This window comes from Veillonella sp. (assembly GCF_015058545.1).
Classification (GTDB): domain Bacteria; phylum Bacillota; class Negativicutes; order Veillonellales; family Veillonellaceae; genus Veillonella_A.
The window spans coordinates 1-16,799 of the sequence record NZ_SVCB01000014.1 but is presented as its reverse complement, the minus strand read 5'-3'; the positions used below and the strand labels follow the sequence as shown (position 1 = coordinate 16,799).

The 16,799-nt window shown below is 46.2% G+C and carries 15 protein-coding genes; 12 read left to right on the top strand and 3 right to left on the bottom strand.

The window, feature by feature from the left end:
• From E7204_RS00710 to E7204_RS00680, 7 genes are all read left to right on the top strand, one after another.
• On the top strand, window positions 1-566 hold a 566-nt coding region (locus E7204_RS00710; protein ID WP_295180619.1), incomplete at its 5' end, for an FAD-dependent oxidoreductase.
• Window positions 567-660: 94 nt separating this feature from the next.
• Window positions 661-1,449: a hydrogen peroxide-dependent heme synthase gene (gene hemQ / locus E7204_RS00705; protein WP_295180617.1), complete on the top strand. Its 789-nt coding sequence runs from the start codon at window positions 661-663 to the stop codon at window positions 1,447-1,449.
• Between the two features lie 104 nt (window positions 1,450-1,553).
• Window positions 1,554-2,828, top strand: a complete 1,275-nt coding sequence (locus E7204_RS00700) for an AI-2E family transporter (RefSeq protein ID WP_295180615.1) — start codon at window positions 1,554-1,556, stop codon at window positions 2,826-2,828.
• A 172-nt stretch (window positions 2,829-3,000) separates the two neighbouring features.
• Window positions 3,001-3,627: a PepSY domain-containing protein gene (locus tag E7204_RS00695; protein ID WP_295180613.1), complete on the top strand. Its 627-nt coding sequence runs from the start codon at window positions 3,001-3,003 to the stop codon at window positions 3,625-3,627.
• A gap of 66 nt (window positions 3,628-3,693) precedes the next feature.
• Window positions 3,694-7,521, top strand: coding sequence for a thiol reductant ABC exporter subunit CydD (gene cydD / locus E7204_RS00690; protein ID WP_295180611.1), 3,828 nt, complete (start codon window positions 3,694-3,696; stop codon window positions 7,519-7,521).
• A gap of 251 nt (window positions 7,522-7,772) precedes the next feature.
• A complete protein-coding gene (locus tag E7204_RS00685; protein ID WP_295180610.1) occupies window positions 7,773-8,963 on the top strand; it encodes a hypothetical protein in 1,191 nt (396 codons plus the stop codon).
• Window positions 8,964-9,027: 64 nt separating this feature from the next.
• Complete coding sequence (locus E7204_RS00680; RefSeq protein ID WP_295180608.1) at window positions 9,028-9,177, top strand: YvrJ family protein; 150 nt, start codon at window positions 9,028-9,030, stop codon at window positions 9,175-9,177.
• A gap of 80 nt (window positions 9,178-9,257) precedes the next feature.
• Here E7204_RS00680 and E7204_RS00675 read toward each other — a convergent pair whose 3' ends face one another.
• From E7204_RS00675 to E7204_RS00665, 3 genes are all read right to left on the bottom strand, one after another.
• On the bottom strand, window positions 9,258-9,815 hold the full coding sequence (locus E7204_RS00675) for a DUF805 domain-containing protein (RefSeq protein ID WP_295180606.1): 558 nt from the start codon (window positions 9,813-9,815) through the stop codon (window positions 9,258-9,260).
• 404 nt (window positions 9,816-10,219) lie between these two features.
• Entirely contained in the window at window positions 10,220-10,729 is a 510-nt protein-coding gene (locus E7204_RS00670; RefSeq protein ID WP_295180604.1) for an ECF transporter S component, read from the bottom strand.
• A 129-nt stretch (window positions 10,730-10,858) separates the two neighbouring features.
• Entirely contained in the window at window positions 10,859-11,695 is an 837-nt protein-coding gene (locus E7204_RS00665) for a pyridoxamine kinase (RefSeq protein ID WP_295180602.1), read from the bottom strand.
• 244 nt (window positions 11,696-11,939) lie between these two features.
• Between E7204_RS00665 and E7204_RS00660 the strand changes: the two genes are divergently transcribed.
• Genes E7204_RS00660 through E7204_RS00640 form a run of 5 tightly spaced genes read left to right on the top strand, consistent with a single transcriptional unit; the run spans window position 11,940 to window position 16,700 of the window.
• The gene (locus E7204_RS00660; protein ID WP_295180599.1) at window positions 11,940-12,872 is read left to right on the top strand and encodes an ABC transporter permease; all 933 of its coding nucleotides are present in this window, start codon (window positions 11,940-11,942) and stop codon (window positions 12,870-12,872) included.
• 50 nt (window positions 12,873-12,922) lie between these two features.
• Complete coding sequence (locus E7204_RS00655; RefSeq protein ID WP_295180621.1) at window positions 12,923-13,786, top strand: ABC transporter permease; 864 nt, start codon at window positions 12,923-12,925, stop codon at window positions 13,784-13,786.
• Window positions 13,783-14,913 carry an ABC transporter ATP-binding protein gene (locus E7204_RS00650; RefSeq protein WP_295180597.1) on the top strand — a complete coding sequence of 377 codons (1,131 nt, stop codon included), beginning with the start codon at window positions 13,783-13,785 and terminating at the stop codon, window positions 14,911-14,913. Before E7204_RS00655 ends, E7204_RS00650 begins: the two co-directional genes overlap by 4 nt.
• The gene (locus E7204_RS00645) at window positions 14,910-15,869 is read left to right on the top strand and encodes an oligopeptide/dipeptide ABC transporter ATP-binding protein (protein ID WP_295180595.1); all 960 of its coding nucleotides are present in this window, start codon (window positions 14,910-14,912) and stop codon (window positions 15,867-15,869) included. The genes E7204_RS00650 and E7204_RS00645 overlap by 4 nt, the downstream gene beginning before the upstream one ends.
• Window positions 15,870-15,881: 12 nt before the next feature.
• The gene (locus E7204_RS00640) at window positions 15,882-16,700 is read left to right on the top strand and encodes a serine hydrolase (protein WP_295180593.1); all 819 of its coding nucleotides are present in this window, start codon (window positions 15,882-15,884) and stop codon (window positions 16,698-16,700) included.
• Window positions 16,701-16,799 lie beyond the last annotated feature (99 nt).

The window sequence follows — 16,799 nt, the reverse complement described above, 5'->3', positions numbered from 1 at the left end:
TTATAACCACACCGCCGCAGAGCTACAAAAAGTGGTTCGCGGATGATGCTCATTTTGGCGAATTAATGAATATGGACTTATCTACTTGTGCCATCGCCGTTATGGGTTTTGACCGCGCGACTTTTGATGCGCCGCTGGATGGTACCGGTTTTGTCATTACGCGTAAGACAGATACACCGCTTACGGCATGTACGTATATCACCGCTAAGTGGCCACAGACGACACCGCAGGACAAAGTTGTGTTGCGCGTGTTCATGGGCAAACCGGGGGATAATACGGTGCAAGAACACGATGGTGAGGTCTTAAAAGAGTTGGCTGTTAAAGAAATTCAGCGTATCATGAAGTTTAACGCCAAACCGTTATGGGTTGAATTGACGCGCCTCGACAAGAGTATGCCGCAGTATAAAGTGGGCCATCGCGATTTGGTATCGCGCCTTAAAGACTACGCCGCTAAAGCGTATCCCGGCCTGCATATGATCGGTACGCCGTTTGATGGCGTGGGCATGCCGGATGGTGTGCGTCAGGCCCATGATTTGGTACAACATTTGATGAATGAAGATAAATAAATTCAGTGAATGGTGCTAAATAGCATTTACAGAATGACAATACATAATCTTTAGTAAATGAAGATACATAATTATTTTAAAGGAGGAATTTACAATGAGTGAACAGCATGTGGGACATCCCGGCGCTATGAGTCAGAACGACATGAGTGTTGATGAAAAAGCAGTTTTGACGTATGAAGGTTGGTTCAGTATTCACGCTACGTACAAAATTAATTTTGAAAAATGGCAGTCCTGGGATACGGAACGTCAGATTAAAGCTTTAGCTGAATTCAAAGCGTTTATCGCTGAATTGGAAGCCGGTCATGAAGCGGAAACATCCAGCTATGCATTGTATAATGTAGCGGGCGGCAAAGGGGACATCATGATTTGGTTCTTGCAGCCGACTTTGGAAGAAGTTACGGCGAAAGAAATTACCCTTCGTAAATTGGCTATCGGCGCTGTTTTGGAACCGACTGCTTCCTTCGTATCGGTGATTGAAGTAAGTAACTATATGAAAACCGACATCAATCATCCAAAAGTACAAGCTCGTTTGTATCCGCATATTCCTCGTTTAAAATATATGTGCTTCTATCCAATGAGCAAACGCCGCAACTTGGAAGATAACTGGTACATGACGGATCGTGCGGAACGCGGTCGCATGATGCGTTCTCATGGTCAAATCGGTAAGAAATACGAAGAAACGATTAAAGAATTTACTACCGGCGCCTGTGGCCTCGATGATTGGGAATGGGGCATTACCCTCATGTCCGATGATGCGGTTCAGTTCAAAAAAATCGTTAATGAAATGCGTTTTGATGAAGTAAGTGCCCGTTTCGGTATGTTCGGTCCGTTTACGGTTGGCACTTTGCTTGATGAAGACCGTTTGGATACTTTATTTGCTTAAAAACACGAATAAACTATTGACTCACGATGGGTATAGGGGCTGGAGAATTACAAGATTTTTCATGACAAGTGTTAATGGAGATTTCAAGTAAGGAGCAATAGTGTATGGGCTTTTTTAAAAAGTATAGATCGAGCATCAGCCTTATCATCTTAGGTGGTCTAGTATTCCTCTTTACCATCAAGTTTGATTCGGTGCTGACGTCGTTTAAAATTGGGTTGGACGCGGTAATGCCATTGGTATGGGGGATTCTTATCGCCTTTGTACTCAACATCATTGTAAAGCGCTTTGAGAAAATTTATTTCCCGTCCGCTACGAGTGGTTGGCAACATGCTACCAGGCGACCGGTCTGCATTGTATTAGCTATTTTAACCATATTATTGGCAATTTTTCTCGTCGGTTATATGGCTATTCCGCAACTCGTTCATTCCTTGGGGATTATCGTACAGGCCTTGCCGGATTTGTATCAGCAATCCTCTGAGTGGGTGAAACGTTTTATTGAAAACACACCTTATATTTCGTCATCCGGTGTGATGGATTCTATTTCATCGGATAAAACGGTAGAACAATTGCGTCAAATCGGCGCCGATAGCGGTCGCTATATTGTGAAAACAATGAGCGATACCTTTGAAATGGTATTTAATTTTGTTATCGGCTTAATTTTTGCCATTTATGTATTACTCGACAAAGAAGTACTTCGCCGTCAGTTGGGGCGTTTGGCTCGTGCTTATGGCGAAGATCATCACATTAAGGGCTTGGTCCATGTATGGCGCACGGCCAGTCAGGTTTTCAGCAGCTTTTTCATCGGCCAGTTCCTGGATGCGTTAATTTTAGGTATTATGGTAGGGGCCGGCCTTGCCGTATTATCCGTACCGTATGCCATGACTATCGGCTGTGTAATCGGTCTGACTGCTTTAGTACCGCTCTTGGGGGCGTACATCGGCGGCTTCATGGGGCTCGTAATGCTTTTATCGGTCAGCACCATGGACGCGTTAATTTTTATTATCGTCCTCGTTGTAATGCAACAAATCGAAGGGAACGTTATTTATCCGCGCATCGTGGGTAGTTCCGTCGGTTTACCGGGAATTTGGGTATTCGCGGCTATCACCATTGGCGGTACTTTGTACGGCGTACCGGGGATTCTTCTGAGTGTGCCGTTGGCAGCCACTGTTTATAAACTTCTAAAAGAAGATGTGGATAAACGATTGGCACATAAACTGTTTTCTTTTAAAGCGACAGTTCGCAAGGTGGAAATTGAAGATGAAGCAGAGCGTAAAGCGGAGCTTAGTGAGTCAATCGATGTTGCCAAAGGGAATGAAGCTAAGGTTGTGGTGACGGTTAAATCTGAAACCGAGTCCTCGGCTAAGGGGGAACAAAAGTAGATTTTTATTGAGTGTTCCCGTTCAATCATGATATACTTAGAGAATAAGTGTAGTAAAAAGAACATTAGATGTTAGTGCTTTTGTCTGAATCGTTAAATTCGGATATTTAAATCTTAATGTGCTATGATGCTGTTTTTAAAATGACGAATAGCATGTTTTAGGAGGTTATTGTATGAAAAAGAAGTCTTTTGCCGGTTTAATGGCCGGTGTGTTGGCTGTAAGTGCCGTTGCGGTAACTATGCCTCAAACAGTAGCAGCTGCAGATGTTAACCCATCCATTCGTATGGAAGGTTCGGTACAGTCCATGGTATTATCCATGCGCCAGGTAGCCGGTGTTTTCTTGGCTAAATATCCGAATTCCGCTGTTCATTCCATTACGTTAAAACCGGACCGCGGTCGTTTCTATTATGAAGTTACCGGTTATACGTTAAAAAATACGTACACCATTCAGGTTGACGTAATTACGGGCAACGTGATTAAAGAAAAATCCGACAAGAAGGAAAAAGACATTCCAAACAAAGTATTCAATCCTAACAATGTGATTGATCCTAAGAAGGCTGAATCCATTGCGGTTGCAAACATCGGTGGCGACGCTATCAGCAAAGGTTGGAAATTGGAAGCCGATAATGGCAAAGTTCAATACGAAGTAACCATTTATCACAATGATGAAACAGACGGCTTAGTTCAGCAGGGCGTTATTATGGATGCTGTAACCGGTGATGTTATTACCAGAACATTACCTGAAAAAGTTGTAATCCCTGACGAAGAAGATGACGGTTTCATCTTGTGGGGTGAATAACAGCGAATAAGCTACAAAATGCACATTGTAAAATGTGCATTTTTTTCTTTAACTTAGGAGGTCCGCGTGATAGTCAAAACCGCTCGTGAAGAGTTAATCAGGTTTAAGGGAAAGGCTATAGGATTAGGGGTATTCAGTTTACTCGGCACCTTGGGCATTGTCGGTCAGGCATGGTTCTTTGCGGTGCTGATTGAAAAAACATTTTTTGAAGGTTTGCCGTTGGACGCAGTATGGTCTACGGTGACTTGGCTTATTGCCTCCGTCGTGCTTCGCATGGTGGCAACCTATTGCCAGGAGCAGACGGCGGGGCGTTTGGCGGAGCTTGCAAAGCAGGATTTACGCCATAAAATTTGGCATCATTTATTGCGTTTAGGCCCCTTTACGGGGGAACGGCATGGTGATGTGGTCCATTTGATGACGGACGGTTTGGAAAGCGTGGAGGCGTACATCGCCCGTTATGTGCCGCAGATGCTGTACGCTATGATGATTCCGCTCATTATGGCCATTGCCATCATCGATGCGGCGCCGTGGGTAGCCATTATTTTGCTTATTACTTTCCCGCTCATTCCGTTTTTTATGATTTTAATCGGCAAAAAAGCGGAAGCCATGAACAAAGAGCAGTGGGAGCGCATGAGCTTTTTGAGCGGCCACTTTTTGGATGTACTCCAAGGCATAGTGACGCTAAAATTATTCGGCCGTTCCGAAGAGCAGGTGGACGTTATTGCTCGTTTGTCGGCAGAATTTAGAGATTCTACCTTGCGGGTATTACGCGTGGCGTTTTTGTCCGCCTTAGTGCTGGAATTAGTGAGCACCATCAGTACGGCTTTAATCGCTGTGTACATGGGGATGGCTCTTCTTTACGGTCATGAAACGTTCTTACCGGCTTTCTTCGTATTGCTCTTGGCACCGGAATTTTATGCATCTCTTCGTCAGTTGGGCGCGGCGTTCCACACCGGTATGGCAGGGCAGGTGAGTTTAGCTAAAATCGATGACTTTTTGGCGCTCCCTATTGAAGAACCAAAGTCCGGTTCGGTAAAAACGGCGGAACTTAATACGGTTGAGTTTAAAGACGTGTCCTATGCGTATGGAGCAGGGCATACAGAAGTTGGAGACAATAAGGCAGCAGATTCATCTGAAAAAGCGGCTAAGCCGTATGCGGTTGAAAATATCGCCTTTACCTTGCACCGCGGCGAGAAAGCCATGCTCGTCGGTGGCAGTGGTGCCGGTAAAAGTACGCTTGCTCATTTACTCTTGCGCCTCATGCAACCGACTAAAGGTCAAATCCTTGTTGACGGCGTGAACTTGCTTCACATGGATGCGGATTTTTGGCGCGACCAAGTTACTTTTGTGCCGCAACAACCGCATTTATTCCGCGGAACTTTGCGAGAAAATATTACCTTCGGGCAAGCCGTGGCGGATGATGTTTTATGGGCCGCGGTGCGTGATGCGGAAGCGGAAGCTTTCGTAAATTCCTTGCCGCAAGGGCTCGACACCATCCTTGGCGAAGGCGGTCTTGGATTATCCGGCGGGCAACGCCAGCGAATTGCCATTGCTCGTGCGTTTATTAAACAATCGCCGATTATCGTGCTTGACGAAGTGACGGCTCATCTTGATGTGGCGACGGAACAGAGTTTGGCAAAAGCTTTAGAGCGATTGATGGCGAATAAGATTGTGCTTCTCATTGGACATCGCTTGCAGACCATGCGGTGGGCCGATACTTTGTTGGTATTAAAACAGGGGCATATCGTTGAACACGGTTCCTTTGATGAGTTGTTGGCGGCTGATGGCTATTTCAGTGAACTCGTGAAAGCGGGCCTTGGTGGCGATGTGAATACTGATAGTGATGCAAAACTTCATGCCGATACATCAATCAGCATGACCGCCGTATCGGCTGCATCGACGTCCGCCTCAGCGTTGGCAACCTCGTCAGCAGGTACTGTGACTGATACTACGGTTGATTCTACTATCGAACAGGGCGTGCATCCGATTATAGCCACCCATGCTACGGCAGGGGCAACGAATATAGTAACCGGCGCGGGCGTTTCGGCAGACGAAAAAAATATTTCTCCTTGGGATTCCTTGCGGCGTCTTTTTGCCGTGTTGGGACCGGCCCGTAATTCGTTGTGGCTCAGTTTATTATTCTCCTTCTTAACCGTGTTCATGAACGTAGGCCTTTTGACAACATCCGCTTGGCTCATTACGTCGGCGGCCTTACGACCTGAATTGGCTGCTTTAAGCCTCTCTATTGTAGGGGTTCGCTTCTTCGGTATCAGCCGTGCCGTATGTCGCTATATTGAGCGCTATGTGTCGCATCATATGGCCTTCCAAGGGCTTTACGGCTTGCGTGTATGGTTTTATAAAAAGCTCGAACCTTTGATGCCGGCAGCGCTGCATCGACTCGGTTCGGGGGATATTTTAGGGCGCATCATGGCGGACATCGAGACGCTCCAATTTTTCTATTTGCGTGTTATTATTCCGCCTGCGGGGGCTGTCTTATTAACCGTTATTGGCTTTTACTTCTTGGCGCAATTCAGCTATCAGCTGGTGTGGTTATTGGCGATTGTCTTTATCTTGGGGGCTGTAGTGATTCCATTTATTGTGTATCGTCATAATGCGCTCGCTACCGATGCGGCTCTTATGTATCGCAGCGGCATTAAGGACACGGTGGTGGAAAGCCTGGCCGGTATTATGGATATCATAACGTATAAGCAGGAACCACGTGTAACTGCTTTGGTAGACCGCCAGTTTGCCGATTTAACGACAGCGCAACATAAAGTGCATCGCGGTACCAACCTCGGGGATACTTTATTCTTGGGACTCACCCAGTTCACTATGGTATTAGGGGCGCTTATCATGATTCCGATTGCTAACGGCAGTCAGCAGGAAGGGATTTTTATCGCCGTAGTGGCTATTGCCTTGCAGTCCTATTTTGAAGCCTTGGCACCGCTTACTATTGCCTGGTATCACGGTCGTGAAAGCTTAGCCGCCATGAAGCGCTTGGTGCAATTGGCGGAACAGGCGCCGGCCGTTAAAGAAGTGACTTCGCCGGCTGAAAATATGGCGTCACAGGCTGAAGCAGTGACTTCGCAGATTGAAAACGCAACTTCGCAGATTAAAAAATCAATTTCGTCGGCTGAAAACATGACTGTTTTAGAACCGCAATCACTAGGTATTACTTTTGACAAGGTAAGTTTCCGTTATGACGGGGACGATCCCTATGTGTATCAGAATTTATCGCTCAGCATTAAGCCCGGCGAAAAGGTGGCCGTTGTAGGCCCGAGCGGCTCCGGCAAAACGACACTCCTTACCATGTTGGAGCGTTTTTACGATTACGAAGGTCATATCTACTTGGGAGACCAAGATTTGCGTACCATGAGCTTGGCAGGGGCACGCAATTACTATGGTGCCTTAACGCAGGATACGTATTTATTCCATGCGTCGGTAGAAGATAATATTCGTTTGGCTAAACCGCGCGCAACGGCTGAGGAAATGGCCAAAGCTATTGAGTTCGCTGCTTTGACCGATTGGGTTAATACTTTGCCAAACGGTCTTAAGACGATTATCGGCAGTGGCGGCAGCGGTGTGAGCGGCGGGCAGCGTCAGCGTATTGCGCTCGCTCGTTTGTGGCTCCGCAACAGTCCGATTTTATTGCTTGACGAACCGCTCGAAGGCCTCGATCAATTGGTTCGCCAGGATATACAGAATTCCTTATACACCTTGATGAAGGGTAAAACGGTTATCTATATTACTCATCATTTGGGAGGTTTGGAAAAGATGGACCGCATTCTGTTCTTGGAAAACGGTCAGGTTGTAGAAGACGGCGCCTATGAGTCCTTGATGGCTAAACGCGGTGCTTTTTACGCCTATCGCAAGCTATCCATGGAAACGGTATAGGCCGAGTAAGAGACTCTTAACTGAATAAAAAGTAACCGAGCGCTTTAGGCGAACGGTTGGCTGTACAGAAAGCTATGCGCTGAAGTTTGGGCGCATAGCTTTTTGCTATATGTGAACGATGGAGTGGGACAAGGCATAGTAGCTGTATTTTTTCACAATTTTGAAAACTGTCGATATGCTATGTAGTTTTAAAATCGGGTGGGGTATGTTATAATATGGACTGAAAACGTGCTAAATCCATAGGAGGCGTTATGAACAGTCTAGTCACGCGATTATTGGAATTGGCAGAATCGATGACAAAAGGAACACGCAAGAAAATCGCAGAGAAACCGGTCACGCCTGAGCAACAAATTGAGGCCGAACCTTGCGAAGCGAGCGAAACCGATTTATACGATCATCGTATTATCAGTGTTGAGGAAGATGCGATTAACCGCATTTTGAAAGCTCAATTGCGAAATCACTGGTTATTTTATTCTGTTACCTTTGAGTTTGAAAATAACAATAAGGTCTACATGGGGATTATTACGACCCTCGGGACCGTTATTAATATAGAATTTACCATCGAAGATTTTTGGTTTGATGACTATGCTTCGAGTTTTTCCATAAAATTGAATATGTCTGACGTCGATATGGGCGGCTTCATTATGAATACGATTGTTCATTTATTGGGCAATTGGAGCCTCAGCCTGTTGGGCACCTTCTTTAACCCCTTTGAAATTATCGGTGACGGGTCTACGGTGCGTTTTGAAAAAAAGGGCATCATCCGTTTTGATTTGTCCCCGGACAGTCCGATTCGCCGTTTAATTTCTTGGCCGAACCGCTGCAGTAATGCTAAAGGACCGGTTATCTTAATCAATGCCCGCTCGGAACAGTCTGTACTTCGTTTGGAATACTATGCCTTCCGCGATGAGGTGGAGACCTATAATATTCCGGAAGTGCCCGTGAAAACCAGCTGGGTTCGTTCCATTGACTTGGCGGCGGCCTTATTATTGCCGATTGGTGTGTGGATTAGTTTTATCATCCTTCATCACTATTTGCCGGCGGAGACGATTGAATTCTCTTTTTCCACATATTTCCTCATTTCCCTGGGGATTTTGTGCATCAGTTTTATCGTCATGAACATTCCGCGCTATATTTACATGTATTTTGATTCTCGTAAAAAATGGCAAAGTGTCTTTGTTCATAATAATATTAAGATTCAAATGCGTAAATTGCAGCGCCGTATTCAGATTCAACAGGTGGCGCTCAAGGGGAACGGGAAGGAAACTGATGCGGAAAGCCAGGCGAATATTCGCGACTTACTCTTGCAGATTCGTGATAAACGCTTTTTGGCACAGCGCCTTAAAATTGCCGACGAAGACCGCGACCGTAAACAGAAAATTAAGTTTATTATTGCATACATTGTATGTACCTTGTTGGAATGGATTTTGTTGATTCACTAAAATTTATAACACCTCCTTGTCGATACATTTTAAATTGAATGTATTTCGATAAGGAGGTGTTTTTATGGAAGAAATTCTGACCGCGACGGCGAATTATGGATTTCCTATGGTGGTTGCAGCGTATTTACTCATACGTCTGGAACACAAGATGGATTCACTGAGTGCGTCGATAAATGAATTGGTTTTTACCTTAAAAACCTATGAACGGAAGTAAAAATACGGTACGAAAGTAAGAAAAAACACGTTGTTGTGCTTGGGCACTTCAACGTGTTTTTTCTTTTAATGTTGAATTATTTACTGTTGGTGTTCGCGATTTAATCTATCAGCCATTCTGGCTCGTTGTGGGCGGGCTACGCGTTTTTGAGGCCAGATGGCCGGTAAGCCGAATTTATTCGGTTTGGCCGAACCGGGAATGACAAGTAAAATTAAATTGACAATCCAAATGAGTACGGCGAAGGCTGCACTGGTTGATTTAATCGGCAGGTACGGGTAGGTGAAAGCGATGAATATACACCATAAAATACCGAAAACGCCATGAAATGAAAAGTCTTGGAAGCGCCTTGCATAGAGTACGAAATAGAAGGACAGAAGGACCGAGTGGCCCAAAAAACTTAATATACGAACGCCCCAATAAGCAATGAGGATGACGACGCTATCCATCATTGTGGCAATCATGGTGTTGAACAGTCCGACTACAATGGTCATGCCGATGAGGCCGATTAAGAATTGCAATCGGTTTAATCGCCCTTGCAGATATAATATTTTTATTTGCTTGACATAACCCCAACGGGTAATGGTAAAGGCAATCAGCCCCATTACAAACGCCTGGCCTATGTTAAATAGAATATCCATAAAATCTTCCTTTACTAGTAATAGAACTTCATTATTATATCATATTTAAATATTTGACGCCATATAGGGCGTTTTTTTAACAAATTGCATAATAATAAGTTAAAAAATATGTAAAGAATGGGAAAAGTTCTTCACCGTAAATAGTAAGGGGAAACGATTAAAATTAAGTTAAAAGGGGATACATAAAAAGACGCAACAGGGAGAAACTGCTGCGCCTTTTAGAGAGAAAGGATTAATGAGATGTATATCCAAGAGGTAATGGTGTGTAGGACATTACCTCTGAGGACATCGTGTTAATAATTTAATACTAAATTTTTAAAAGAATGTTTTAATGGTACATTGCAATATGAAATTGAACACGTTTAAAAAATCAGTAATTTTTTTAAAGAATGATGTATGCCATATTAGCGAATTATGTTACGCAGGCCTTTTACAAGGAAGAGGGCCACTACGATACCGATACCGCTGGTTAAGAAGGAAGCCGGTAAATTACCTACGGCTACCATGAAGCTGTTCAATACGTATGCCCAAGCTACCAAGTAGCCGAGGGCGGTCCAAACGGCACCGACCAGCATGGCGCTCAAAAGACGGGCAAAGGTTGCTTCCCGAGCTTTTAACGGATTAGGACGAAAACCGACAATCATGTAGCCTATAACGAGACCGGAAATGCCCTTGATTACGATGGAGAACAGGGTATAAGCTGAATGGCCCATGACTAAGTCGAATAGCCCGGAGCCGATGGCACCGGCAAGGCCGCCGTAGAGTCCCCCGAAGAGAGCTGAAATAGTAAACAGCGCAGCGGAACCGAGGTGAACCATGCCACCACCGGGTAATGGAATAAGAAACGTGGTAGCTAAAGCACAAATGGCGGATAGCATACCGATATAAATAATATCACGAACTGTTAAATTCACAACAAAGACCTCCTTAGACAGGCGCGAACCTGTCTATTTTTTTATACCAAATTTTAATGACCGTGATTTAATCATCGAAGTTAATTTGGTTAAGTTTTAATTTACGAATTAGTTTATTAGTTTTAATGCTTATTTAATCAATGCTGTCAAACGACCCAAGAGGCGTTCAAACAATAAGCCGTCACGCATGGAACCGATGGTTTCGTGCGTATATTTTACGGCGTCGGTAGTGAAGTTGGCGGCGATTTCGGCGCTCTTTAAAGTGTCATAGCCCTGCATCAAAGCACCGGTTAAGACAGCGGTGAAAATATCGCCCGTGCCATGTGCTTTTACCGGTACGAGGTTGGTGCTTACCAATTGTAACTCGTCGGTTTCGCCGTCATACACAGCTACAATAGCTTCTGTCTGATGAGGTACACCGGACATGATGACATGACGGGGACCCAATTCGTGAAGTTCTTTACAAAGCTGACGAATCTTAGCCTCATCTACTGTTTCCGGTTCATATTTATGACCTAAGAGGAAGCTGGCTTCCGTGTAATTCGGTTTAATAATATCCGCATGGGCAATGAGTTTGCGCATTTCCTGCACCATCGTGTCGTTATAAACGGAGTATAATTTGCCGTCATCCGCCATGGCCGGATCGACGATGATTGGTTTATCTTTGCCAAAACGCTCAATCGCTTCGATTACGATGTGGATTTGTTCCGGGGAAGCGAGGAAACCGCTCTGAATGGCATCAAAGGTGATGCCGTTTTTTTCCCAGCAATCCATGAACGGACGAAGATGTTCGGAGAAGTCGACCATTTCATAGTTTGGGTATTCCAAGTGGTTGCACAGTAAAGCCGTCGGAAACGGTACCGCCTGGGAGCCGAAGGCGCTGAGGAGCGGCATGGCTACCGTAAGGGAACAACGACCAATGGAACTCATATCTTGAATGGAAAGGACTACCGGAACTGGATTCATAAACATACCTCTTTTCTAAAAATAGGCTTACCAAAGGGCAAGCACGGTTGATTTCGTTTGTATGAATAACATTTTAAAAAAATATATGTCATATGTAAATATACAGAATTTATAATTTTGATAGGACAGATGGAAAGATGTATACAGAACACATGTACTAAATTGAGAATTACTGCATCGCAAATGACCACGACTCGTGTATAATATATATATAAAAATTATCAACTAAGGAGTGTGATGATTGGTGGGTACCTATTTATTAAAACGTCTGATCGGGGCCGTGGTTGTTATGTGGGCCATAATTACGATTACCTTTATGCTCATGCATGCCATCCCGGGGGGACCGTTTACGGAAGAAAAGAAATTGCCGCCTCAGATTAAGGCGACCATTGAAGCAACCTATCATTTGAATGATCCGGTTTGGGTTCAGTACACAGATTATATGAAGCATGTAGTGCAATTTGATTTGGGACCGTCCTATAAGTACTTGGGCCGTTCCGTCAATGATATTATCGGCGAATCTTTCCCAGTATCGGCACAGCTTGGCCTTGGCGCTTTGGTGTTTGCCGTCATCGGCGGCGTGGCGGCCGGTATCGGCAGTGCGTTGAAGCCAAACACCTGGCTGGACTATATCATAACCTTCGGGTCTACCTTGGGGATTTCCGTGCCTACCTTTATCATCGGGGCACTTCTGGTATATTGGTTGGGCTTTGTGTGGCCCATATTCCCGGTGGCTCTCTGGAAAGGGCCGGCCTATATGGTGTTGCCGATTTTGACCTTGGGGGCACAGCCTATGGCGTTCATTGCCCGCCTTACCCGCTCCACTATGCTCGACGTGATGCAGCAGGAGTATATCAAAACGGCTAGGGCCAAAGGCCTATCCAATTGGGATGTTATTATGAAACATGCTTTGGGCAATGCCATTTTACCGGTATTGACCTATTTGGGACCGCTGGCGGCGGCCCTCCTTACGGGTAGTTTTATCGTGGAAACGATTTTTGCCATTCCGGGGCTGGGTAAATATTTCGTAACATCCATTTATAATCGTGACTACACGGTTATTTTAGGGGTTACCATTTTCTACAGTGCTCTCGTAGTAGGTTTTAACCTATTGGTGGATTTATTGTATCCATTCGTAGATCCGCGCGTTACCATGGAAGAGGAGGATGCGTCATGAAGTTAACCGACGATTTCTTGCCGTTGCGTGCTCAAGGCACCGTTGCCGATATGACCGCCGAAGTGGTGTATCGTCCGCGTCCTAATGCGTGGCATCATTTAAAAGAAAATAAACTGGCGCTCTTTGGGCTTTTTATCATCATTTGTATGCTTTTATTGGCCATTGTAGGGCCATGGTTATCGCCGTATACCTATGCGGATCAGAATTTGGCGGAAGCCAATCAGGCACCGTCCGCGGCGCACTGGTTCGGCACTGATACGCTGGGCCGTGATTTATACGTGCGCGTTGTGTATGGTGCCCGTATTTCCTTGGCGGTAGGCTTTGTGGCAGCTGCCATTAACCTCGTTATCGGCGTAATTTACGGTGGCGTAGCGGGCTTCTTCGGTGGCAAAGTAGACAGACTCATGATGAGTTTTGTAGATATTTTGTACGGCATTCCGCTGTTATTATATGTAATTTTGCTCATGGTGGTCTTATCGCCGGGCTTAACGTCTATATTTATTGCCCTCGGTATCGCCTATTGGCTCACCATGGCGCGTATTGTGCGCAGTCGCATTGTGACGCTGAAGAATGAAGAATATGTGCTGGCCGCGCGCTCTATGGGCGTACCGGCGTCGCGTATTTTATTCCGCCACATGTTGCCGAACTGTGTGGGGCCTATCATCATTACCATGACCTTGGCCATTCCGGAGGCAATTTTTACGGAAGCCTTTTTGAGCTTTATCGGTCTCGGCGTCAGCGCCCCTATGGCGAGCTGGGGCGTCTTGGCGGCGGAAGGGATTAACTCCATTCGCTCCTATCCATTCCAGTTGGTGGCACCGGCCTTGGCCATTGCCATTACCATGCTGGGCTTTACATTCTTTGGGGACGGCCTTCGTAATGCCTTGGATCCGAAAGGAGAGGTGAAACGATGAGTTTAGTGACTATGGAAAATTTACGCGTAACCTTTCATACCTTTGCCGGTGATGTAGCGGTTGTACGCGATGTATCGCTTAATTTAGAGGCTGGGGAAGTGCTGGGCATCGTAGGTGAATCGGGTTGCGGTAAGTCCGTTACGGTGCAGGCTTTAATGGGCTTATTGCCGCGGGACATTACTACGGTGAAGGCTGAGGCTCTTCAAGTGGCCGATACGGATTGTAAAAATTTCGGCGAAGCGTCATGGCGCCATTTGCGCGGTTCTTCCGTGGCTATGGTGTTTCAAGATCCTATGACGGCGCTGAATCCTATTTTGTCTGTCGGCACACAGCTGATTGAATCTATTAAGTTACGGGCCAAACGAAGCGGTGAATCGTTGGGCGATGTGAAGGCGGAAGCGGCCGCTTTACTTCAAAAAGTGGGCATCTCCGATCCGGACCGCCGCTTAGTGCAGTATCCCCATGAACTTAGCGGCGGTATGCGGCAACGCGTGGTCATTGCCCTGGCCTTAGCGGGCAAACCACGCTTATTATTGGCAGACGAACCGACGACGGCTCTCGATGTGACGACGGAAGCACAAATTTTATTACTTTTAAAAGAATTGATAAAAACGGAACATATGGGGCTCATTATTATTTCTCATAATTTGCGGGTCATCGCTCAAATGTGTGACCGCATGGCCGTTATGTATGCGGGTCAGATTGTGGAAGAAGGTACAGTGGAAGCATTATTGGGCAACCCGCGCCATCCATATTTACAGGGACTCTTGCAATCATTGCCGACTACGGCGACTACTAAATTGCAGGCTATCGGCGGTCAACCGCCGGATTTATACAGTTTGCCGATGGGGTGTTCCTTCCATCCTCGTTGTCCTAAAGCCATGCGCATTTGTGCTCGTGAAATGCCGCAATTGGAAAATAATTTACGCTGTTGGCTGGCAAAAGCTAAAATTACGCCGTGTGCTACAGTGTCAGGCGAATTAATGGATAAATGCGATGCGTACTGTAATCGCTTAGCCGCGGAGAATGATGCGAAAGCGCAATCAGTTGAGGGGCAACCGGCACCGGCAACAGAGCGCTTAGGGCATACAAATAAAACCAACGCAGAAGGGACGGTGAAATCATGAATATTTGGGAAACCAATGATTTAACGAAGCATTTTACCGTTCGACGCGGTTTTTTAAAACAAAATAGTCAATTGGTGCGCGCTTTGGAAGGGGTGTCGCTGTCACAGGCTGAAGGCGAAACATTAGGCCTCGTCGGTGAATCCGGCTGTGGTAAGTCCACGTTTGGACGAACCCTTATGGGCCTCTATCCGAAAACGTCGGGCCGCATTGTGGTGGCGGGCCGTGAAATTGAAGGCCCTGCCGATCAAGCGCATGTGTTGCAACATATTCAAATGGTGTTCCAAGATCCCTATGCGTCCTTGAATCCGCGTATGACGGTGCGGCAAAGCCTCTTGGAGCCTTTGACGGTGCGGACCACCGGCCATGTGTCGCTCAGTGAAGCCGATAAATTGGCAAAAGTGGACGCCGTCTTGGAACAGGTGGGACTCACTAAAGCGCAGGGCGAACGGTATCCGCACGAATTCAGCGGCGGCCAGCGTCAGCGTATCGGCATCGGCCGGGCTCTTATCAGCGAGCCGCAATGTATAATTTGTGATGAACCGATTTCCGCTTTGGACGTGTCCATTCAGGTGCAAATTGTATCGCTTTTGGAACGCTTGCAGGCGGAGCGCCGCATCAGTTATGTATTCATTTCCCATGATTTGAACATGGTTCGTTATATCAGTCAGCGTATTGCGGTCATGTATTTAGGCGGCGTGGTGGAAGAAGGGCCGACGAAGGCCGTTTATGAAAACCCGCTTCATCCGTATACACAGGCTTTGATTCAGTTAAATGCGCCGTTGGCACCGCATATGAGTATCGGACCGGTGCTGGCCGGTGAAGTACCGAGTCCATTGGCCCATATTACAGGCTGTCCGTTTGCATCGCGTTGCCCGGAAGTGACGAGTCAATGCAAGGAAGCCAAACCGCCGCTCGTTAAGCGTGAAGGGCGCAAGGTAGCCTGTTGGCGGCGTTAGGAGGTTTTTAGTATGGAAAAAATTCTTGCCGGCAAAGGGCTTGGCATAGAGTTGGATGAATTAATTCAGGACATGGCGCCGGATGGGGAGATTTCCTATTTGGTGGCCCGTCTTGATGATGAAAAAGATATGGCGGAAATTGCCGGGCGCGGTCTTACGACGGTTCATGCCAGCGCCAGTATGATTAAAGTGCTTATTATGGCCGCGTTGTTTAAAAAAGTGGCGGACGGCGATTTAGCGTTAGATATGACGATGAGCCTTAAAGAATCGCCCCGCGTTTTAGGGGGCGGGGCCTTGCAGGAACTGGATGTAAACCATCGTTTTTCCTATTTGGAACTGTGCCGACTCATGATGGTCCTCAGTGATAATTGGGCCACCAATTTGTTGATAAAAAGGCTCGGCATGGCGACGGTTAACGAATTCGCCCAGGCTATAGGCCTTCGTAATACGCGCCTTAATCGCTATATGATGGACAGTAAGGCACGAGCGGCGGGGCGTGAAAACGTCATGACCGTCTTGGATCTCATGACTTTATATGAGTATATTTATGTTCAGCGTGAATCGGGACCTTTAGGTCACGAAATGTGGCAACTCTTGGGCCGTCAGCAGTTTCGCGATAAATTACCGTTTTACTGGGGGGAAGACGTGGTGTTTCACCATAAAACGGGGGTTCTCGACGATGTGGAACATGATGGCGGTTTGTTGCCCCTCGTTAAAGGCACCTTCGGTATCATTGTGTTTATTTCCAAGGTACCCAACACGGAAGGCATACTTTTGGGGGCACGAATGGGCCGCTGTATTAAAGAGTTTTTAGAAAATAAATTGCCTTAACCGGCACATAAGGAGTCGCGTATGAAACGATATGTGATGTACAGTGTATTGCTTATATTAATAACTGGTCTCTTCCTCATGGCGGGGTGCAGTCGCAGC